Source organism: Mesorhizobium sp. M1A.F.Ca.IN.022.07.1.1 (assembly GCF_003997575.1).
Taxonomy (GTDB): Bacteria; Pseudomonadota; Alphaproteobacteria; order Rhizobiales; family Rhizobiaceae; genus Mesorhizobium.
Window position 1 is genome coordinate 1 of record NZ_RZST01000028.1, and the last position, 21354, is coordinate 21354.

19 protein-coding genes are annotated in these 21354 nt (G+C 64.5%); 12 read left to right on the forward strand and 7 right to left on the reverse strand.

What is annotated here, in order from left to right; translation table 11 throughout:
* Nucleotides 1-162 precede the first annotated feature (162 nt).
* The 4 genes from EOA75_RS05900 to EOA75_RS05915 all read left to right on the forward strand — a co-directional run bounded on the left by EOA75_RS05900 (nucleotide 163) and on the right by EOA75_RS05915 (nucleotide 5611).
* A complete protein-coding gene (locus EOA75_RS05900; RefSeq protein ID WP_095801184.1) occupies nucleotides 163-1410 on the forward strand; it encodes a sugar ABC transporter substrate-binding protein in 1248 nt (415 codons plus the stop codon).
* A 395-nt stretch (nucleotides 1411-1805) separates the two neighbouring features.
* Nucleotides 1806-2729, forward strand: coding sequence for a sugar ABC transporter permease (locus EOA75_RS05905; RefSeq protein WP_127323828.1), 924 nt, complete (start codon nucleotides 1806-1808; stop codon nucleotides 2727-2729).
* Nucleotides 2729-3586: a carbohydrate ABC transporter permease gene (locus tag EOA75_RS05910; protein ID WP_127241144.1), complete on the forward strand. Its 858-nt coding sequence runs from the start codon at nucleotides 2729-2731 to the stop codon at nucleotides 3584-3586. Before EOA75_RS05905 ends, EOA75_RS05910 begins: the two co-directional genes overlap by 1 nt.
* A gap of 27 nt (nucleotides 3587-3613) precedes the next feature.
* A complete protein-coding gene (locus tag EOA75_RS05915) occupies nucleotides 3614-5611 on the forward strand; it encodes a glycoside hydrolase family 127 protein (RefSeq protein ID WP_127323829.1) in 1998 nt (665 codons plus the stop codon).
* Between the two features lie 10 nt (nucleotides 5612-5621).
* On the opposite strand, the gene EOA75_RS05920 is transcribed toward EOA75_RS05915, so the two are convergent.
* Nucleotides 5622-6422: an endonuclease/exonuclease/phosphatase family protein gene (locus EOA75_RS05920; protein ID WP_127323830.1), complete on the reverse strand. Its 801-nt coding sequence runs from the start codon at nucleotides 6420-6422 to the stop codon at nucleotides 5622-5624.
* Between the two features lie 24 nt (nucleotides 6423-6446).
* A complete protein-coding gene (locus EOA75_RS05925) occupies nucleotides 6447-7904 on the reverse strand; it encodes a phospholipase D-like domain-containing protein (protein WP_127323831.1) in 1458 nt (485 codons plus the stop codon).
* Between the two features lie 35 nt (nucleotides 7905-7939).
* Between EOA75_RS05925 and EOA75_RS05930 the strand changes: the two genes are divergently transcribed.
* Nucleotides 7940-10864, forward strand: coding sequence for a PAS domain S-box protein (locus tag EOA75_RS05930; RefSeq protein WP_245466571.1), 2925 nt, complete (start codon nucleotides 7940-7942; stop codon nucleotides 10862-10864).
* A gap of 40 nt (nucleotides 10865-10904) precedes the next feature.
* Nucleotides 10905-11366: a response regulator gene (locus EOA75_RS05935; RefSeq protein ID WP_127323833.1), complete on the forward strand. Its 462-nt coding sequence runs from the start codon at nucleotides 10905-10907 to the stop codon at nucleotides 11364-11366.
* On the opposite strand, the gene EOA75_RS05940 is transcribed toward EOA75_RS05935, so the two are convergent.
* Together EOA75_RS05940 and EOA75_RS05945 are read right to left on the reverse strand one after the other, a co-directional pair.
* A complete protein-coding gene (locus tag EOA75_RS05940; RefSeq protein WP_206516969.1) occupies nucleotides 11297-11626 on the reverse strand; it encodes a hypothetical protein in 330 nt (109 codons plus the stop codon). The genes EOA75_RS05935 and EOA75_RS05940 overlap by 70 nt on opposite strands.
* 77 nt (nucleotides 11627-11703) lie before the next feature.
* A complete protein-coding gene (locus tag EOA75_RS05945) occupies nucleotides 11704-12453 on the reverse strand; it encodes a DUF899 family protein (protein ID WP_067329733.1) in 750 nt (249 codons plus the stop codon).
* A 134-nt stretch (nucleotides 12454-12587) separates the two neighbouring features.
* On the opposite strand from EOA75_RS05945, the gene EOA75_RS05950 reads away from it, so the two are divergent.
* The 3 genes from EOA75_RS05950 to EOA75_RS05960 all read left to right on the forward strand — a co-directional run bounded on the left by EOA75_RS05950 (nucleotide 12588) and on the right by EOA75_RS05960 (nucleotide 14797).
* Nucleotides 12588-13808 (forward strand): helix-turn-helix domain-containing protein, encoded by a 1221-nt coding sequence (locus tag EOA75_RS05950; protein ID WP_127323834.1) that lies wholly within the window; start codon nucleotides 12588-12590, stop codon nucleotides 13806-13808.
* Between the two features lie 31 nt (nucleotides 13809-13839).
* A complete protein-coding gene (locus EOA75_RS05955; RefSeq protein ID WP_127323835.1) occupies nucleotides 13840-14499 on the forward strand; it encodes a PQQ-binding-like beta-propeller repeat protein in 660 nt (219 codons plus the stop codon).
* Between the two features lie 109 nt (nucleotides 14500-14608).
* Entirely contained in the window at nucleotides 14609-14797 is a 189-nt protein-coding gene (locus EOA75_RS05960) for a DUF1059 domain-containing protein (RefSeq protein ID WP_067000403.1), read from the forward strand.
* Between the two features lie 13 nt (nucleotides 14798-14810).
* On the opposite strand, the gene EOA75_RS05965 is transcribed toward EOA75_RS05960, so the two are convergent.
* From EOA75_RS05965 to EOA75_RS05975, 3 genes are read right to left on the reverse strand one after another with little or no spacing between them, the layout of a single operon-like run.
* A complete protein-coding gene (locus EOA75_RS05965; protein ID WP_245466572.1) occupies nucleotides 14811-15959 on the reverse strand; it encodes an acyltransferase family protein in 1149 nt (382 codons plus the stop codon).
* A gap of 53 nt (nucleotides 15960-16012) precedes the next feature.
* Nucleotides 16013-17254, reverse strand: a complete 1242-nt coding sequence (locus tag EOA75_RS05970) for an MFS transporter (RefSeq protein ID WP_127323836.1) — start codon at nucleotides 17252-17254, stop codon at nucleotides 16013-16015.
* Nucleotides 17242-17973 (reverse strand): MBL fold metallo-hydrolase, encoded by a 732-nt coding sequence (locus EOA75_RS05975; protein WP_127323837.1) that lies wholly within the window; start codon nucleotides 17971-17973, stop codon nucleotides 17242-17244. The genes EOA75_RS05970 and EOA75_RS05975 overlap by 13 nt, the downstream gene beginning before the upstream one ends.
* Nucleotides 17974-18072: 99 nt before the next feature.
* Between EOA75_RS05975 and EOA75_RS05980 the strand changes: the two genes are divergently transcribed.
* The 3 genes from EOA75_RS05980 to EOA75_RS05995 all read left to right on the forward strand — a co-directional run bounded on the left by EOA75_RS05980 (nucleotide 18073) and on the right by EOA75_RS05995 (nucleotide 21340).
* Nucleotides 18073-18738, forward strand: coding sequence for a metalloregulator ArsR/SmtB family transcription factor (locus tag EOA75_RS05980; RefSeq protein ID WP_127323838.1), 666 nt, complete (start codon nucleotides 18073-18075; stop codon nucleotides 18736-18738).
* Nucleotides 18739-19266: 528 nt separating this feature from the next.
* On the forward strand, nucleotides 19267-20286 hold the full coding sequence (locus tag EOA75_RS05990) for an ABC transporter substrate-binding protein (protein ID WP_127323839.1): 1020 nt from the start codon (nucleotides 19267-19269) through the stop codon (nucleotides 20284-20286).
* A gap of 46 nt (nucleotides 20287-20332) precedes the next feature.
* Nucleotides 20333-21340: an ABC transporter substrate-binding protein gene (locus EOA75_RS05995; protein ID WP_127323846.1), complete on the forward strand. Its 1008-nt coding sequence runs from the start codon at nucleotides 20333-20335 to the stop codon at nucleotides 21338-21340.
* Nucleotides 21341-21354: the final 14 nt, after the last annotated feature.

Here is a 21354-nt window from a genome sequence, read left to right on the forward strand (position 1 = left end):
TTCGCTCGTGGGCGGCCAGCCGGCCGCGCCGGGCATCAGGAAACTGCCGTGCCGGCTGGTGGTGCGTCAGTGATGCGGCCGTCCGCCGGGCGGCTGAGGCATCGAACGAAACGGCCGTCGCGCAACGGCCAAACTGGGAGGAGAACCATGAGGAGGAATACCGTGAAAACCATGTTTGCCAAGCTGGCCCTGGCCGCGGCCGTGATCGGCGGCGGCCTGCAGGCGGCGTCCGCCGAGACCGCCAACATCTGGGTGCGCGCCGACGGCTCGAATTTCATGCCGCGCATCGTCGACGCCTTCAACAAGGCGCATAAGGACCAGATCAAGCTCGACATCATCCCGAACGCCGAGATCATCCCGAAATATGGCGCGGCCGCAGCCGGTGGCACCGCGCCCGATGCGCTGTCGCTCGACCTGATCTACACGCCATCCTTCGCCGCCGCCGGCCAGCTCGAGGACATCACCGACTGGGCGAAATCCTTGCCCTATTTTTCGAGCCTCTCGCCGGCGCATGTGAAGACCGGCACCTATAAGGGCCGCATCTACGGCCTGCCGTTCTCGGCCGATTCTTCGGTGCTGATCTGGAACAAGAAGCTGTTCAAGCAGGCCGGGCTCGATCCGGAAAAGGGGCCGAAGACCTGGGCCGAGATCGAGGCCGACGCCGAGAAGGTCAACGCGCTCGGCGGCGACATCAAGGGCTTCTACTTCTCCGGCAATTGCGGCGGCTGCAACATCTTCACCTTCACGCCGCTGGTCTGGGCCTCGGGCGGCGACATCCTCTCCGAGGACGGCTCCAAGGCGACGCTCGATAGCCCGCAGCTGCGCGGCGCGATCGACCTCTACCGCTCGATGGTCAAGAAAGGGCTGGTGCCCGAGGGTGCGCAGACCGACACCGGCGCCAACTTCTTCGCCGCCTTTGCCGGCGGCAAGATCGGCCTCTCGCCGTCTGGCGCCTTCGCCATCGGCGCGCTCAACACGCAATACCCTGATATCGACTACGGCATCACCTTCCTGCCGGGCAAGGATGGCGGCTGGTCGTCCTTCGCCGGCGGCGACAATTTCGTCGTCACCAAGGGCACCAAGAAGATCGCCGTGGTGAAGGAGTTTTTGGACTTCGCCTACTCGCTCGAGGGCCAGACCATCCTCGCCAAATATGGTAGCCTGCCGGTGCGCGGCGACATCGCCAAGGAAGCGCTGAAGGACCTCGATCCGCGCTACCAGGTGGCGGCCGAGGCGATGGCCAAGGGCCGCACGCCCTATTCGGTGGTGTTCAACGACCTGATCAACTCCGCCAACGGGCCGTGGACGCAGATGGTCAACGAGGTCTTCTTCGGCGACGATGTCGACGGCGCGATTTCGAACGCGCAGGAGACCATGCAGTCGATCATCGACCAGGCGCCGAACAAGTAAAGCGCGGCCCTAAACCTCCCCCTCGAGGGGAGGTCGGACCGCAGGTCCGGGTGGGGTCGCCCGCGAAGTACGCCGACGCTATCTCCCCGTAGGCGCACTTCACAGCGGACCCCACCCCGGCCTTCGGCCGGACCCTCCCCTCAAGGGGGAGGGGACGCCGCGCTAAATGGCAGGATTATCGCGTTGAGAAAGCTCACTCACCAGCATCGCCAATTTGAGGCGCCGCGAGGTTCGCTCCCGCTTCTCGCCCTGTGGGAGAAGGTGGATCGGCGCGCAGCGCCGAGACGGATGAGGGGTGTTCCAGGAAACACCAGCATCTCACTCCGCTGGAACACCCCGCATCCGTCGCCTTCGGCGACACCTTCTCCCACAAGGGGAGAAGGGGGAGCTCAGCCATGACCACCCTCACTGCAACCTCCGCGCCCGCCCGAGCCAGACGCATCGGCGTCAGCCGCCGGCAATGGGTGGGCCTGCTCTATGTCCTGCCGGCCGTCGCCTTCGTCACCGTGTTCTTCGTCATCCCGCTCGGCATGACGGCGTGGATGTCGCTGCACAACTGGCCGCTGATGGGCGAGCACGCTTTCATCGGCCTCGACAATTACTTTGCCATCCTGCGCGACACGCGGTTCTGGAACGCGCTCAAATTCACCTTCTACTACACGCTGATCGTCACCATCGCGATCTTCGCCGTCGCCTTCCCGCTGGCGATCTTCATCGAGCGGCCGCACCCGCTCACCAATCTCTACCGCACCGCCTTCTTCATGCCGGCGGTGGTGGGCTTTGCTTCCGCAAGCCTGCTCTGGTCGTGGCTGTTGAACGTCGATTCCGGCCTGTTCAGCCCGGCCGCTTACGACCTCGGTCTGACCGAGAGGAAGGTCAATCTTCTGGCCACCTTCCAGCCGGCCTTCTGGTCGATCATCGCCATGGTGGTCTGGAAAGTGGCCGGCTTCACCATGATCATCCTGATGACCGGCCTGCAGTCGATCCCGCAGGACCTGCAGGAGGCCGCCGTCATCGATGGGGCAGGGCCGTTCGCCCGCTTCAGGGCGATCACCCTGCCGCTGATGCGCCGCACCTTGGCGCTGGCGCTGATCCTGTCGGTCGCGGGCTCGATCCTCGCCTTCGACCAGTTCTACATCATCCTGCGCGGCGGCCCGCGCAACCACACGCTGACGGCGGTCTACTGGATCTTCAACCAGTCCTTCGTCTCGTTCAAGCTCGGCTACGGCGCGGCACTTTCCATGGTGCTGCTGGTCATCCTGGTGGCGCTCAGCCTCATCCAGCTCTGGCTGCTGCGCAAGCCCGAGGGGCTCGACTGATGGCCGAGACGATGTCGCAGCACCGCAAGGCGGCCTTCAGCCTCGCCAGGCATTCCACCGGCATCATCGCCTCGGTGCTGTTTTTGGCGCCGATTGTGTGGACGGTGCTCTCCACCTTCAAGCCGGCGCAGGAAGCGCGCCAGCCGCCGCTGCCGCCCTGGCCGACCACCGGCTTCTCGGTCGAGAACTATCAGACGCTGAACACCTTCGGCGACGGGCTTTGGGCCTCGGCGCAGAACAGCATCTATGTCTCGGTGATGACGGTATTGCTCTCCGTGCTGGTCAGCGTGCTCGCCGGCTACGGCTTCTCGCGTTTCCGCTTCCCGTTCCGGGACTTCTTCTTCATCCTCATCCTGTCGACGATCATGATCCCGTTCCAGTCGATCCTGACGCCGATCTTCCTGGTGCTGACGAAACTCGGTCTCCACAACACGCTGACCGGCCTGGTCTGCGTCTATGTCACGCTGCAGCTGCCGTTCTCGATCTTCATGATGCGCAACGCCTTCGACGCCGTGCCGCGCGAGATCGAGGAGGCGGCGCGCATGGATGGCGCCAACAATGTCACCATGCTGGTCAAGGTGATGCTGCCTTTGGTCTGGCCGGGCGTCGTCACCATCGCGCTTTTCGCCTTCCTCGGCGCCTGGAACGAGTTCCTGGCCGCGCTCGTGCTGATGACCGACCAGTCGAAATTCACCCTGCCGGTGATGATGACCGCGCTTCAGTCCGGCCGCTTCGGCGCCATCGATTGGGGCGCGGTGCAGGCGGGCGTCACGGTGATGATGGTGCCCTGCCTGATCCTGTTCCTGGCGCTGCAGCGCTTCTACATCCGCGGCCTGATGGCCGGGGCCGTCAAATGATTTCGCGCATTCGAATGGAGTGACGTTATGACCGCAGCACAATCCGCCACCGCAGCCCAGGCAGCCGCGGCTGCGAAGCCGAAGCTTGCCTTCCGGCCGCTGCCCGTGCCGCAGGTCGATGTCCGCGGCTTCTGGGGTGACCGGGTCGACGCGGTCGCCGCCAAGACCGCCGGCATCCTCTACGACCGCTGCGTCGAGGCGCGCATGCTTGAGCAGATCGATCCCGACCGGCCGTCGCCCGGCGTCGTCATTCCGTTCCATTCGCCGTCACCCGACGAGGCCGACGCGCAGGGCGCCGAGTTCACCGGCTCGACGGTGACGACCCAGATGTTCTGGGATTCCGATTGGGGCAAGACCATCGAGACCGCCGCCTATTCGCTTTACCGGCGCCGCAATCCGGAGCTGGAGAAAAAGATCGATGCCGTCATCGACATGTACGGCAAGCTGCAGCAGGAGGACGGTTATCTCTCGAGCTGGTACCAGCGCATCCAGCCGGGTCTCCGCTGGACCAACCTGCGCGACTGCCACGAGCTCTACTGCGCCGGCCATCTGATCGAGGGCGCCGTCGCCTACTTTCAGGCGACGGGCAAGCGCAAGCTGCTCGACATCATGAGCCGCTACGCCGACCACATCGCCTCGATGTTCGGCCCGGAGCCCGGCAAGAAAAAGGGCTATTGCGGCCATGAGGAGATCGAGCTGGCGCTGGTGAAGCTCGCGCGGGAGACGGGTGAGAAGAAGTACATGGATCTGGCGAAGTACTTCATCGACCAGCGCGGCCAGCAGCCGCATTATTTCGACGAGGAGGCGCGCGCCCGCGGCGCCGACCCGAAGGCCTATCATTTCAAAACCTACGAATACAATCAGTCGCACAAGCCGGTGCGCGAGCAGGACAAGGTCGTCGGCCACGCTGTGCGGGCGATGTACCTCTTCTCCGGCATGGCCGACATTGCCACCGAATATGGCGACGACAGCTTGCGCGCGGCGCTCGACAGGCTGTGGGACGATCTGACCACCAAGAGCCTCTATGTCACCGGCGGCCTCGGGCCGTCGGCCCACAATGAAGGTTTCACCAGCGACTATGACCTGCCCAACGAAACCGCCTATGCCGAGACCTGCGCCTCGGTCGGCCTGGTGTTCTGGGCGAGCCGGATGCTCGGCATGGGGCCGAACCACCGCTATGCCGACATGATGGAGCGGGCGCTCTACAACGGCTCGATCTCGGGCCTGTCGCTCGACGGCTCGCTGTTCTTCTACGAGAACCCGCTGGAGAGCCGCGGCGGCCACCACCGCTGGAAATGGCACCGCTGCCCCTGCTGCCCGCCCAATATCGGCCGCATGGTGGCCTCCATCGGCAGCTATTTCTACGGCCTCGCCGACGACGCGCTGGCCGTGCATCTCTATGGCGACTCCACCGCACGCTTCGAGATCGCCGGCCGCCCGGTCAGCCTGGTCCAGACCAGCAACTATCCCTGGGACGGCGCGGTCTCGATCGAGATCGAGGCACAGACACCGGTTGAATTCACGCTTTACCTGCGCGTGCCCGCCTGGTGCCGCAACGCGGCGCTGAAGCTGAACGGCAACATGCTCGATCTCGATGCGGTCACGGTCGACGGCTATGCCGCGATCCGCCGCGAATGGCAAAAGGGCGACCGCGTCGAGCTCGACCTCGAAATGTCGATGGCGCGCCTCTTCGCCAATCCGGAAGTGCGGCAGGACATCGGCCGCGTCGCGCTGTCGCGCGGCCCGCTGCTCTACTGCGTCGAGGAGACTGACAATGGCGGTGGCCTGCACCGCATTGCGCTGCCGCGCACGGCCAGGCTGGAGGCCCACAAAGAGCCGAACCTGCTCGGCGGTATCGTCACGCTTTCGGCGACCGGCAGCCGGGCCGAGGCGAAGAACTGGGGCGGCGATCTCTACCGTCCCGAGCCCCCGGAAACCGAAGAGACGACGCTCAAGGCGATTCCTTACTTCGCCTGGGACAACCGCGATCCCGGCGAGATGCTGGTCTGGCTCAGGGAAGGGTGAGCTACTCTTCCTATAGATGCACGTAAGCCGTGAGCGGCAGGTGGTCGGACGCCACGCGCGACAGCGGCGTGTCGTGCGCTTCCACCGCCGACACCATGCCGTCGCGGTTGCCCATGATCCGGTCGAGCGCCAGCACCGGCAGGCCGGACGGAAAGGTGGGCACCGCGGGCAGCGAGGGGCCGAAGGTGGTGTGCAGCGTGTTGAGCGCGGAGCGGTCGCCAAGCCGCCATTCGTTGAGGTCGCCGAGCAGGAGCGTCTGCCTTTCGTCCGCGCTGCTCATGATGTCGAGCACTACGCGGGCCTGTTCCGAGCGCGAGCGGCGCAACAGACCGAGATGCGCGGCGATCACGCGCAGCGTCCGGTTCTCGTCGAGGTCGATCTCGGCGACCAGCGCCCCGCGCGGCTCAAGGCCGGGCAGCTTGATCTGGTGCACGTCGCGCACCGTGCCGCGCTTGAACAGAAGCACGTTGCCGCGCCAGCCATGTGCCTTGCCGTTTCCGGTGACCGGCACCGGCACCAGCCCCGTTTCGATTTCGAGGCGGTTGAGGTCGAGCAGTCCGGCGCGGTCGCCGAAGCGGTTGTCGGCCTCCTGCAGCGCGATCACGTCGGGGCTGATTTCGCGGATGACGCGCGCGGTCCGCTCGGGGTCGAACTTGCGGTCGGTGCCGATGCATTTGTGGACGTTGTAGGAGGCGACCACCATCTCGGCGCCGCCGACCCGTTTGGGCGCCGTGGCTTTCGCTTTCCGCATCTTTCTGCCGCGGATCGACAGGAGCACGGTTTCGGGGAGGGTGCGTCCGTTTCTCTCCATGGTTCCTGCTGCTCGTCTTCCTGCCTACAGATAGGGCGATCCCAGCCACAGCAATCGGTCGAGGACACGAATGACGAAGGCTCTGGCCCTCAGCATCTCGAGTCTCACCGGTTTCGCCGACGCGATCGCCGCGTCGATACGCGCCTCGATCGCCCGGGCGAAGTTGGCATCCAGGACCTCCATGTCGATCTCGAAATTCAGCCTGAGCGACCGGGCGTCGAGATTGGACGATCCGACATAAGCCCACGCGCCGTCGATTGCCATAAGTTTCGAGTGATCGAAGGGGCCTTGGTGGCGCCACACCCGGCAATAATGCTTCAGCACCTGGTCGAACTGTGCCGTCATGGCGCGGTCGACGAGGAAAAGGTTGTTCACCGCCGGCACCACGATGTCGATCTCGACGCCGCGCGCGCCGGCCGTGGTCAGCGCGCTGATCAGCTCGCGGTCCGGCAGGAAATAGGGCGACATGATGCGGATCGATTTGCGGGCGACCGAAAACGCACCCATCAGCAGCTTGTGGTTGGTTTCGTTCGCGGCATCCGGTCCTGTCGCCACGGCTCTGACCAGCATCGGCTGGCCGGGCGGCGGGGCGGTTCGCTCGACCTGCCAAGCGTCGCCCTTCAGCGCCTCGTTGCTGGCGAAGCGCCAGTCCTCGGCGGCGACTGAGAACAGGTCGGCCACCACCGGCCCGGTGACCTCGAAATGCGTGTCCCTGGAGCTGTCGGAACCGGCGAATTCGGCCGAGAACCCCTTGCGGATGTTCATGCCTCCGGTAAACGCCACTGTCGCGTCGATGACCAGGACCTTCCTGTGGGTTCTGAGATTCGCATAAGGAAGTCTCAAGCCCATGACGATGTTGCCGTTGAAGAGATCGACGGCGACGTTGGACTCCCTGAGCTGCTTCAGGATGCTGGGTACCGAATAGCGCACGCCGACGGCGTCGATCAGCACGCGCACGGCAACGCCGCGTTTGACCGCGGCGGAGAGCGACTGCGCGAACATTTGTCCGACGGCGTCGTTGTCGAAGATGTAAGTTTCGAGAAGCACGCTCTTTTGCGCGCCGTCGATCGCCCGGCACATCGCCATATAGGCCTCGTCGCCGGTCTCGAGCACGGCGATCATGTTTCCCGAAGTCAGCGGACGCCGCGCCACCCTGTCGCCCAGTGTCTTCAATCCGACGAAGCGCTGGCCGAATTGGGCCTCGATCAAGGCTTCGACGGCGACGTCGCGATTGTGCCCCTCATCCGCCGAACCGGCGCTGGGCCGCATGGCGCTGATCGTCGCGCGGCGGATGCGGTTGATGCCGGCGATGGCGTAGATGATCGCGCCGAGGAAGGGCGACAGAAGCATCACGCCGACCCACCCCGTGGCGGCGCGCACGTCTTCCTTCGTCATGATGGCATGGACGATGCCGACCGCCGCCATCGCCAACGACAGGAAAAGGATAAGCGTCGACCAGTGACTCGCTATCGCCTCGAACATCGGCCCGACTATTGTGCGAGCCGGCGCGGAAGGCAATGCGCCAGGTCAAGGCGGCCCGGATTCGCATGCAGCTCTTTCCGGCCCGGTTGCATGAGGGATCCCGCCAGTGTGACCGGTCGTTCGAACGCTTTGCGCCTCTGTGCGAAAATCGGTCCACCAGGCAAGACGAAATCGTCGTCGGCATTATGTCGGCGCTGCCTCAGTGCCGAAGAGTCGGGCCGCACGGGAACATTCGGCGATCCGATGCGTTTGGCTTTTCGTTGCTCGAGCGGGATTGGGAGATGCGCATCGAAAGCCTTCAAGGAACCGAGGGGTTTATCCGTACCCCGCAGGACGCGCTCACCCTGCAAATCCCGCCTGACTTCATCGAGACGCTGCCCATTGCGATCTACGCTTGCGACGCGCAAGGCCGATTGCTTTGGTTCAACAAACGCGCTGCCGATTTGTGGGGGCGAACGCCCTTGCTTGGCTCAGACAGCGAACTCTATTGCGGATCCCACAGGCTCTATCTCGATGGACGCGAGATCGCGCGCGCCCAAACCCCGATGGCCGCGGTGCTGCGAACCGGCATTCCCGTCAGGGGGGTTGAAGGAAAGCTCGAGCGGCCGGACGGCACGGCGATATGGGTGATGGTCCACATCGAACCGATCGAAGACGAGGACGGTCGGGTCGTCGGAGCCATCAACTGTTTCCATGACGTCACGGACCGGCGTCTGAGCGATGAGATCATTGGGCAACAGGAGCAGCGGCTCGCTGCGACTTACCAGCATGCGGCGATTGGCATCGCTGAAGTCAACGCGAAGGGCGAACTCGGGCGCGTCAACGGCTACCTGGCCGACCTGCTCGGCTATTCCGCCGATGAACTTGTCGGCAGGTCGGTGTTCGATGCCACTCTGGCGGAGAATGTCGATGCGGACCTGCGTCAGTTCGAGCGTCAGGTGCGAGGCGAGATCGACAGCTACCGGCACGAAAAGCGCTTCATCCGCAAGGACGGGGCAAGAGTCTGGGTCGCGGTCACGTCCTCGAGCGTAAGGGACTCCGAAGGCCGCTTCTTGTATGCGGTGCGCGTCCAGCAGGATATCACCGCCCGCAAGAAGGCCGAGGCCGCGCTCGTCCGGCATCTGGAGCAGCAGGCGGCGCTTTACGAATTCACGGACAGCCTTCAGCGCGCGGCGAATCTCGGCGAGGTTCACGAGATAGCCCTCAGCACCATCATTCGCGCATTGGGTGCGGACCGGGCCTCCATACTCTTCTTCGACAACACCGGCTTCCTCAGATTTGCCGCCTCGCGAGGCCTGTCGCAAGCTTACAGAACGGCCGTCGAAGGCCATTCCCCCTGGTCGCGCGACACACGCGATCCCGAACCGATCGCTATTGCCGACGTCGAGCAAAGCGGATTGCCGGACGACCTCAAGGCGGCTGTGCGGGACGAAGGCATTGCAGCGCTGGCTTTCATTCCGATCTCGGTGCGCGGTCAGCTGCTCGGCAAGTTCATGACCTATTACGATCATCCGCACGATTTCGTCGAGTCCGAGCTTCGTTTTGCGCTGACAGTGGCCGGACAACTCGGCTTCGCGGTCGACCGCGTACGGCTCGAGACCGCCCGCCAGACGACGGAACGCGCGGCAAATCAGCTCGTGGCCATTGTCGAATCCTCTCACGACGCGATCATCAGCAAGGACCTCAACGGCATTATCGCCTCATGGAATGCCAGCGCGGAGCGGCTGTTCGGCTTCACGGCCGACGAGGCGATCGGCAGGCACATCACGATGATCATCCCCGATGACCGGCTGGGCGAGGAGCCGGAGATCATCAGGCGCATCAGCAGCGGCGAAAACGTCGATCACTTCGAAACGGTGCGTCGCCGCAAGGACGGCAGTCTCGTCGATATTTCCCTGACGATTTCGCCGATCCGCAACAGCCAGGGCCGCATCATCGGCGCCTCGAAGATTGCGCGCGACATTACCGACCAAAAGATGGCTGAAGCCAAGCTGCGGGCGAGCGAGCGTCAGCTGCGCGACCTGCTGGCGGCAATTCCGGCCGCGATCTACACGACGGATGCCGACGGCACGATAACCTTTTTCAACGAGGCGGCCGTCGAGCTTTCCGGGCGCGTTCCGCAGATCGGCAAGGATAAGTGGTGCGTGACGTGGAAACTGTTCTGGCCGGACGGAACCCCGCTTCCTCACGACCAGTGCCCGATGGCGGTCGCCCTGAAGGAGGGGCGTCCGATACGCAACGCTGAAGCCGTCGCCGAGCGCCCGGACGGCGTGCGCATTCCCTTCATCCCGTATCCGACGCCGCTGCGCGATGAAGATGGCAAGATCGTCGGCGGCATCAACATGCTGGTCGATATCAGCGAACGCAAACAGGCCGAAACACAGCAGCGGCTGCTCTTCAATGAGCTCAATCATCGTGTGAAGAACAACATGCAGATGCTGCAGTCGCTGCTGAGCTTGGCCGGTCAACGAGCAGCGAACCCGCAAGCGCGAGAAATCCTGCGCGAAGCCGGCAACCGCGTCGCGGCCATGGCCGCTGCTCAGCAGGTCCTGTACGAGACGGTCGATTCGACGCAGTTCAACGCGAAGGGTTTCTTGCTTGCGGTCTGCGGGACAATAAAACAGACCTTCCCGAAGGAAGTCGCGGTTGAGTTCGAGGCTGACGATTCAAAGCTTTCGAATGACGTTGCAATGCCGCTGGCGCTGATCCTGAACGAGCTTCTGACCAACGCCGTAAAATATGGAACTCCCGACGGAGTCGGCACCATCCGGGTCGGGCTTCGGCGTGATGCCGACGGCTTCCAGGTATTCGTCGAAGACAGCGGTCCCGGCTTTGACCTGGCTTCGGTCCGCGACCGTTCGTCCGGATTGAAGCTGGTTCAGGGCTTGGCGCGGCAGCTGCACGGCAAGCTTGTCGTTACCAAGGAACCGAAGACGCGCTGCAGCATTCGGTTCTCATGAAGCTCTCGCCGGCTCTTCTTCAGTTCCTGGATGGCTCTCGATGACCGAGCTTGCTGCCCCACACGGACGCCGTCGGCCAATCCCAACGAAAGCCGCGTCGGCCGAACCTGTGGCCGCCGCATTGCCCACGCGGATCTTGGTCGTCGAGGACGATTTTCTCATCTCCCTCGAGATGGAGAGCACTCTGACCGCGGCCGGTTTCGAGGTCGTAGTCGTCGGCTCGGGCGAGGAAGCGCTCGCTAGCGCAGCTGCGGACCGGCCTGATCTGGTTGTGATGGATATCCGGCTGTCCGGCGCCATGGATGGAATTCAAACTGCCCTGGAGTTGTTTCGAATTTACGGTTTGCGGTCGGTTTTTGCGACGGCGCATTCCGATTCCGACGTCCGCGCCCGGGCAGCGCCAGCGGAGCCGCTGGGCTGGCTGGTAAAACCCTACACGCCGGCATCCCTGCTCTCAGCCATCCGCTCCGCGCTTAGGTCCGGCAGCTCGTCGGCAGGTTGAAGCGCCGATTCCGCCACCCCTCTGGCGAGCAGCCGCAGCCAGGGCGCGAGGTGGAGGGCAGCCATCAGGAAATACATCGGCGCCATGCCGCTGAGCACGGAGGCTCCGGGTCCGGACATGCACATCGCGTCCGGTCCGCTATCGGCGGCCGTGAGCAACGCCATGACGACAAAGGTCGGCGCCGCCGCGAGACATAACCAGTCGGCCAGGCCGAATCCGCTCAGGCCTGCCGGGCGAGGGGCGGGATTGTCGATGCTCATGATCTCCACCCTTCCAACTGCTTTCAGGAAAGTTCGGCTCTGGCGGCGCGGGCGACGCCGCCAGAGTCGCTTCGCGCTCAGGCGTTCTTGTTGCGAAACGCCGCTTCGCCGGCATCCGAGACCTCGACCCATCGCTGGTCGGGCGCGGCGCCTTCCTCATAGTTGTCGTGCCAGTTCCACCACTTGTAGGTCTGGGTCTGCGGATAGCCCTCGGGCGAATCCTCCCACACCTCCTGGCGGCCGAGCGGGGTGACGTCGAGATAGCTCCACACCGTGCCGAACGCCTCGTCGCCGCGATTGTTGACGAAATAGGTGCGGAAGATGCGGTTGCCGTCATGGATGAAGACGTTGTGGCCGTGCCATTCGTCGACGCCGAAATCCTTGTCCCAGCTGTCGGTGATGGTGTACCAGGGCATCTTCCAGTCCATCCGCTGCTTCAGACGCTGAATGTCGGCCTGCGGCGCCCGGGACGCATAGGCAAGCGTAGTGTCGCGGGCGTTGAGATGGGCGAGGTTGCCGACCATGTCGGCGCCGAGCGAGCAGCCCCGGCAGGCGTGCTCCGGCCAGCCATAGACGCCGGGCTCGAAGAAGGCGCGGTAGATGACCAGTTGCCGGCGGCCTTCGAAGAGGTCGAGCAGGCTTGCCTTGCCGTTTGGGCCTTCGAACACATAGTCCTTCTCGACAGGCATCCACGGCATGCGGCGGCGTTCCGCAGCCAGCGCGTCGCGGGCGCGGGTGAGCGCCTTTTCCTTCACCAGCATTTCTTCATACGCGCCTTCCCAGGCTTCCGGCGAAACGACCGGTGGTGTCTTCATGTGTTGGGTCATTGCTCTTGTCCCGTTCTTGCGTTTGGTTGGGGTGACAAGGGAAACTTAGAGCCGGACGGCGCGATGGTGAGAGTTACAAGTGTGACGCGATTTGATCCGGCAGACCCGGAAGGGGGCATCGGGGCGGGCATTGCATGGACTCGATGATCAATGCCGCCGGCCGCGCGCTCGCGACCGGTGATCCGCTGGGCGCCCTGAAGCGCGTCGCGTTGCGCGACGACGCCCCCGCGCTGGCGCTGCGCGGCATCGCGATGGCGCAGCTCGGCGACTTCGCCAAGGCCAAGGCGCTGCTGAAGAGCGCCGCCCGCGCCTTCAGCCCGAAAGAGGCGGTTGCGCGCGCCCGCTGCGTCGTCGCCGAGGCCGAGATCGCGCTGGTCTCGCGCGATCTCGGCTGGCCGGACAAAGCGTTGCGAGCCGCCCGCACGACGCTTCAAGCGCATGGAGATCGGGTCAACGCCGCCTATGCCGGCAGCCTCGAAGCGCGCCGACTCATCCTGATCGGCCGGCTCGACGAAGCCGAGCGGCTGCTTGCCGGCTTCGATCCGGGGCCGTTGCCGCCGGTCGCGCGCGTCGCGCACGAGCTCGCGGCCGCGGGCATCGCGGTCAGGCGCCTGCGGACGAGGGCTGCGCGCGCCGCGCTTGGCCGAGCCGCTCTCGCGGCCTATGAAGCCAATATCCCGGCGCTGAAGGCGGAGGTCGAAAGCGCATCGCTGGTGCTGAACACGCCCGTCGCGCGGCTCGTGTCGAAGGGCTTGGAGACGCCGCTGCAGCTCGACGAGGTCGAGGCGCTGCTCACCTCAGGCGCCCTCGTCGTCGATGCCTGCCGCAATGTCGTGCGCATAGCCGACACGGTGGCCTCGCTGGCGACGCGGCCGGTGCTGTTTGCGCTGGCGCGCACGCTGGCTGAGGCCTGGCCCGCGGATGCGTCGCGGGAGGTGCTGCTGAAGCGCGCCTTCCGCGCCAGGCACGCCGATGAATCGCATCGTGCGCGGCTCAGGGTCGAGATGGGCCGGCTGCGCGCTGAAATGAACGCGCTGGCGGAAATCAACGCGACGGCCGCCGGTTTTGCGTTAACGCCGTTGACCGCAGCCGAGGTCGTGGTGCTGGCGCCGCCTGTCGAGGAGGAGCATGGCGCAGTGCTCGCCTTCCTCGCCGACGGCGAGTCCTGGTCGAGCTCGGCGCTGGCGATCGCGCTCGGCGCCAGCCCGCGCACCGTGCAGCGGGCGCTGGAAGCGCTTTCGGCCGACAACAAGGTGCAGGCGGTCGGCCGCGGCAGGGCGCGCCGCTGGATGACGCCGCCGGTGACCGGATTCCCGACTGTCTTGTTACTCCCGGGTCCGCTGCCGAGCGACTAGTCTGCGGCCATTGTTCGAATGGAGATCGAAAATGAAACGAGCCGCTGCCGAGATCCTGCGCGAATACGGCCCCTTTCCGGACGCCGAGCGCATCAACGGCGTCACCTATGACGGCAAGAATGTCTGGTTCGCCACCGGCGACAAGCTGAAGGCGCTTGACCCGGAGAGCGGCGCGATCGTGCAGTCGATCGACGTCGCCTCGCATGCCGGGACCGCCTTCGACGGCGAGCATCTCTACCAGATCGGCGAGGACCGCATCCACAAGGTGGACCCGAAGACAGGCAAGGTCGTCGCCACCATTCCCGCGCCCGGCAATGGCGGCGACTCCGGGCTTGCCTGGGCCGAGGGCTCGCTCTGGGTCGGCGAATACAGGGCCCACAAGATCCATCAGATCGATCCTGAAACGGGCAAGGTGATCCGCACCGTCGAGTCGAAGCGCGTCGTCACCGGCGTCACCTGGGTCGATGGCGAGCTCTGGCATGCCACCTGGGAAGGGGAGGAGGGTGATCTCCTGCGCATCGACCCCCAGACGGGCGATGTGCTGCAGGAGCTGGCGATGCCCTCGGGCGTGTCGGGACTGGAATCCGATGGCCGCGGCTGCTTCTTCTGCGGAGGCGGCAGCAGCGGCAAGATCAAGGCCGTGCGCCGTCCTGGGTACAACCATGACAAGGACACGACAGTCGGCAAATAGCCGGCTCCAGCCAGGCTTGGCACGGCGGTGGTCTTCGGTCTAAGACCAGTCCATTGACAAAGGTCGCGCCCCATCGCTCCATTAGGCGTTCCTAAAAAGGGAGGCAGCGATGGCGTATACGTATCGGTGCAAGGACTATCCGGGAATGGAAGCCTGTCCCGGGAGCTTCACGGCAGAAAACGCGGAAGAGGTGATGAAGCACGTTGAGCTTCATGCCCGGTCCGCGCATGGTGAAGACCCGAGCCAATGGTCCCAAGAGGACCGGAAGCAGCTACAGGCGATGATAATCGGAAGCTAGGCGCGCTTCTGCATCAAGCCGCCTCGCGCGCCGGCCGGGCAACGCCCTTGTTTGAGATCTGGCCGGCAGTCGGTCTGTCGACATGTGCCCAGGCCGGTCGCTCGAACAGGAAGGTTCCGAAGCCGGTGCGCCTGACGATGAAGTAGAGAACGACCGGGCTGATGACCGAGACGAGCAGCACCGCGAGGCTGAGCATGCCGGTATCGGTCAGAAGGCCGCTTGCCAGCATGATCCCGCGGAAGATCGACATCGGGATCGTGAAGGCGACATAGACGACCAGCGAATGCTCGCCGAGCCAGCGCAGCCATTCCATCGCGGCGAATTTCGACAGGAACCCGCCGGCGACGCAGAGCGCCACCGCGCCGGCGACGGCCAGCGCAAGATGAAGCGGCGGCCAGGCGGCCAGGCCCATCTGCATGCCAACCGGCTCGACAGCGTAGCCCGGCGAGTAGACGAGCAGGCCGTTGGCGATGGCCCACACGATCAGACCGGCAACGGCGATCGCCGGACGAGCTTGCGTCCACGCGACCAGCCGGAACACCAGCGGCGCCATGACGAAGCCGAGATAGAAGAACACGAAATAGGCGGCGAATTGCGTGAGCGCATAGCTGTCCGAATGCGGTGCCCACATCTGCAGCGCGGCGGCAGCCGAGATGACGATCCAGTGCGGCACGCCTAGCTCGCGCAGGATGCGCGCCACGAGGCCGAACACGGCCAGCATGTAGATGAACCACAGCACGCCATAGGGCTGGACGACAGCCACGGCGAGGTCATGCAGCATGCCGGCGGGATCGCGGCTGAAGATGCCGATCTTCAGCCCGATCGAGATGACCGCCCACAGGACATAGAAATAGAGGTAGTGGACGACGCGCCGGTCGATATAGCGCCGCCAAGGCCGGTCGATCACCTGCGACAGGAAGAGCCCCGAGATCAGGAAGAATTCCGGCATCCGGAACGGGGTCGCGAAGCCGATGACATAATGCAGGAAGCCGACGCCGCCGGTATATTCGCCGGTGTTGTAGGCGGAATACATCATCACCACCAGGATGATCGAAAGACCTTTTGCCGTGTCCACCCACGGCATGCGCGTCGAAATGTTCATGAAAAACCCCGCAAAGGCACCCAGCGCCATAGTACCGGACAGGCGCGTCTCTAGCAGCATGAAGCTTCGGATATCGTAAACGCGGCGCTGTCGGGCTGGAGCTCGGAGCCGGGTCAGCGGCTGGTCTCTCGCATCGCCACCGCCACGATTACACCCGAGAGGAAGGTCAGCGCCGCGATCGCCGCGATCGCCGCGGCGAAGCCGAAGAAGTCGGCGATGAGGCCCGCCGACAGCGCTCCGATTGCGTAGCCGAGATCGCGCCAGAAGCGATAGACGCTGAGCGAGCGCGCCCGCCAGGAGGGATGCGATGCGTCCGATACCGCCGCGATCAGGCTTGGATAGACCATCGCCGTGCCCAGGCCGAGCAAGAGGCTCGCCAGCAGCCACCAGCCGAAGTCGCGCGTCATGGCGGTGAGAAGAAGGCCGGCAGCCTGCACCCACATGCCGGCGACGATCAGGCCCTTGCGGCCCCAACGGTCGCTCAATGGCCCGGTTGCGACCTGTAAGACGCCCCAGACGGCGGGATAGACCGCCTTGAGGATGCCGATGCGCTCGACGCCGAGCCCGTTGGCGACGAAGAAGAGCGGAAAAAGCCCCCAGCTCATGCCGTCGTTGAGATTGTTGACCAGGCCCGCCTGCGAGGCCGCGAACAAATTGCGGTCCCGGAAAGAGGTCAGCATGAAGATCTCGCGAAAGCCGAGCGGGGAGACAGCTTTCGGATCGTTGGCCAGTTCCAGCCGCACATGCTCGCGCGTGTCGCGCACCAGAAGGATCGACAGCGCGGCACCCAGGATCGCATAGCCGATGCCGAGATAGATCGGCACCGGGCGCAGCCCGTAGCGGCTGGCCAGATAGCCGGTCAGAAATGCGGTGACGCCGACGGCGAGGTAGCCGGCGAACTCGTTGAGGCCGACGGCGAGCCCGCGCGATTTCGGCCCGACCAGATCGACCTTCATGATGACGGTCATCGACCAGGCAAGTCCCTGGTTGATGCCGAGCAGCGCGTTGGCGGCAATGATCCACCCCCAACTCGGCGCCCAGATGATCATGAAGGGCACCGGGAGGCCGAACAGCCAGCCGAGGATCAGCACGCGCTTGCGACCCCATGTGTCGGCAAGCTGGCCGGAGACGACATTGGCGCAGGCCTTGACCACGCCGAAGCTCACGATGAAGGAGGTGACGAGCGTCGTGGACGCAACGTGGAATTCCTCCGCGCCGATCAGCGGCACGACGGTTCGCTCGATGCCGACCATGCCGCCGACAAAGGCGTTGATCAGCACCAGCAGCGCGAACTGTTTCCAGTTGGCCTTGAGGCCGAGCGCGACGGCAGGCGCCGTTGCGCTCACGATCGCGATCCGGCGTTGGCGGCGCGGGTCCGGGCCGCGTCCGGCGGCGGGGGAGGGATGTCGGCGGTCATGGCGGCGATGAACTGGTCGACGTCCTCGATGCGAAAGGCCTTGTTGAAGCGCCGCTCAAAGCCGATGGTCGATGTCGGCTTGCCGCTGAGCGAGCGGCCGCACACCGAGCCGGAATAGGCGCCCGGCAGCACCTCGATGTGATCGGGCAATTTCTTCAGCCGGCGCACGCTGGCATAGAGCGCGCGGGCTCCGTCCTCGGCGCTCGAAGCAAGCTCGGTGCGACCGAGATCGCCAACCATCAGCGTGTGACCGGTGAGTACGAACCAGGGTTCGGTCGATCGCGTTCGGTCGGTGACTAAAAGGCTCAGATGCTCCGGCGTGTGGCCGGGCGTGTGCATGACGGTCGCCGTCACATTGCCGAGCTCCAGCACCTCGCCATCCTTCACGGGACGGAACGGGAAGCCCGCCTCGGCGCCTTCGAACAGCACGTATTCGGCGCCCGTCGCTGCTGCGAGCGCACGGCCTGCCGATATATGGTCGGCGTGGATATGCGTGTCGACGACATAGAGGATGCGCATGCCTGTCGCGCGCGCCGCCTCGATATAGGGCGCGATCTCGCCGACCGGATCGACGACGGCAGCAGACGCCTTGCCGCCGCAGCCGAACAAATAGGACGCGGCGACCGGGTCGGTATGCAGGAACTGCCTGAGAATCATCGCTTTCCCTCCGGGCAACTGCGGGTCGCTTGGCTTGACGGCAGGTCGAAACCATCATTCAATAATTACATTGAATGACGATGGGTCGCAGAAAGGTCGATGTCAATCCGCAATCCGAAGCTGGCGCTGTACGAACAGTTCGCGATCGTCGCCAAGGCGCTCGGCAATCCGCTGCGCCTGGAACTGATCGAGCATTTGGCGCAAGGCTCGCGCAGCGTCGAAGCGCTTGCTGCGAAGCTCGGCCAGCCGATCGCCAACATCTCCCAGCATCTGCAGGCGCTGCGCCGCGCCGGCATCGTCTCGGCCGAACGCGACGGCAAATACGTGCGCTATTCGCTGAGCGATGCGAGCGTGCTGTCGGCCTTTGCTGCGGTGCGCGGCATTGCCGAGCGGCAGCTTGCTGAGGTCGATCGCATTGTGCGCGACTGTTTCGAGGCACGTGACGACATACAGCCGGTCACGCGCGGCGAGCTTCAGGCGCTGATGCGCGACGGGCTGGTGACGCTGATCGACGTGCGCCCGCCGGACGAGTTCGCGCTTGGCCACGTGCCCGGCGCGGTCAATGTTCCCCTCGGAGAAGTCAAGGCCTGGTCCCACGGTGCCGACCCCGGACGGGAAATCGTCGCCTACTGCCGCGGCCCATGGTGCGTGATGTCCTTCGAGGCGGTGGCCGCGCTGCGCTCGCTTGGCCATTCCGTGCGCCGCCTCGAGGACGGCATGCCGGAATGGAAAGCCGCTGGCCTTCCGGTGGAAATGGCGGCCTGACGGTGTCGCTAACAAATGCATGTCGCCCAAAAATGGGCAGCGGTTCTGGGCCAAGAGGCGCGAGCAAGTTTTGGGCTCGCAGCCGACGCAAATTGGGCGTATCGTGACATATCGTCGGTTGCTAATAAATGAGCCGGCGACTGAGAGCGCAAGACTCCCGCACCGGACTGGGCGCTAGCATCCACACCACTCGTCGCGCCCACAAGACCACCTGCCTCTGTCGAAACCTCTTTTGCTCGGTTCCGGCCAGAATTGCCCTTCGCGATTCGGAATGGGAGCGTTCCGATGCAGCAGATCACGCAAACCCGCCGACGATTCCTAGCCGGTGCTGCCCTGGCAGGCGCTGCCGGTGTCGTCGTCCTTCCGAGGTCACTCCATGCGGAACCGCCGCTGGAGCGAGAGCTGAAGATGTGAGCAAGCGGCAAGCCCAGAGCCCGCCATGCAGGTACGGCCGACTGTGCACAACACAGCGTCCACGGGTCAGCGTTCTCGGTGTCGCACTGGCCACCATCTGGAAAGGAGGTTCCCATGCATACCGTATATCCCGGACGGTTCAGCCGACGGAGGTTCCTGCGTGGGATTACGCTGGCGGGGGCAGCGGGGCTTCTGGGCTGGCACCCCAGGCGCGCCGCTGCGGAGCCACCGCCTGAGACGACGCGGATCCGGCTCGTCCGGGTTCCCAGCATCTGTCAGGCCCCCCAGTATGTAGCCGAAGAACTGTTGCGCAGCGAAGGGTTCACCGAGGTGCACTACCTCCAAAGAGAGGGGACCGCAGACATCGCGCCGGCCCTCGCCTCCGGTGAAGCCGACCTCAGTGCGCATTTCGCCGCCCCGCTCCTTCTCCGCCTGGAGGCGGGGGATCCCATCGTCATCCTGGCAGGCCTTCACGTCGGCTGCTTTGAGCTGTTCGGGACCGATCGCATCCAGTCGATCCGCGATCTCAAGGGGAAGACCGTGGCCGTGCCAGCGCTAGATTCCAGCCGATACGTCTTTCTCGCCACTATGACGGCGTATGTCGGCCTGGACCTCCATAAGGACATACACTTCGTCATGCATCCGGGAGCCGAGTCCATCCGGCTCCTGAGTGAGGGGAAGATCGATGCCTATTTGGGCTTTCCCCCCGAACCGCAGGAGATGCGGGAGCAGCAGATCGGCCATGTGGTGATCAGCAGCACCGTGGACCGGCCCTGGTCGCAATACTTCTGTTGTATGTTGGCTGGGGAGCGGGAGTTCGTCCGTACGCATCCGGTGGCCACCAAACGCGCCCTCCGCGCCATCTTGAAAGCGGCGGATTTCTGCACCAACGAGCCCGAGCAGTCCGCCCAGTTCTTGGTGCAGCAGGGCTATACTAAGCGCTATGACCATGCCCTCCAGGTCATGAAGGCGATCCCCTACGGTTGGCGTGAGTATAGCGCTGAGGACACCCTGCGCTTCTACGCCCTGCGTCTCCACGAGGTCGGGATGCTGAGGAGCACCCCCCAGAAGCTGTTGGCCCAAGGCACCGACTGGCGTTTCTTCAACGAACTGAAGCACGAGCTGAAGACCTGACTGGGCGGCCAGCCGCGTGCCCATTTACCACGCGAGGGAGAACCCCATGCAAATCATCCAGAACCGTCGCCACTTCATGGCCGGAGCTGCGGCAGCAGGCGCTGCAGCTCTCATCGGCGCAACGACTGACGCTTGGGCCGAGGCACCCCCTGAAACGACCTCCGTTCGCTTGCCGCGGTGGATCGATGGCGCCTACTGCTGGGCAGGGATGTACCTGGCCGGAGAGTTCCTCAAAGCGGAGGGCTTCACCGACATCCGCTACGTACAGGGCGACGAGAAAGTCGATCAGGCGGTGTGGATTGCACGCGGCGACACGGATTTCAGCATGAACTACGCGCCGGTCCATGTCGCATCGATCGACGCGGGCGTGCCAATCAGGGTGCTTGGCGGTCTGCATTCGGGGTGCCTCGAGCTGATCGCCAACGACGGCATCCAAGGCATCCCCGATCTCAAGGGCAAGCGGGTAGGCATGCATGACATCCATGCGCCGTCGCGCGTGCTGGTCGCCCTGATGGCCGCCTATATTGGACTGGATCCCGTCAACGACATCGAATGGATCGAGGAAAGCAAGCCGGTGGAAGCCTTCGCCGACGGAAAGTTCGATGCATATCTCTTCACGCCGCCGGAGACGCAGCAACTGCGCGCAAAGAAAATCGGTCACACGATCCTCAACACCACCCTCGATCGCCCTTGGTCGCAGCACTTCTGCTGCATGACCTCGGCCGCTGCGGACTACGTGAACAGATACCCGGTGGCGACCAAGCGCGTGCTCAGGGCCATCCTCAAGGGCGCCGACCTATGCATTTCGGATCCCGCATGGAGTGCAGCGCAAATGGTCGATCGAGGTTTCGTCCCCAGCTACGAAATCGCGCTGCAAACGCTGAGCGACACGCGATACGGCGTATGGCGGGACTACGATGCCGAAGCCTCGATGCGCTTCTACGCGTTGCGCATGCAGGAGACGGGCATGATCAAGTCGAGCCCACAGCAGATCATCGCCGAGGGAACAGACTGGCGATTCCTGGAGCAGCTGAAGCGTGAGCTCAAGACGTGAGCGGGTTGGCGGCC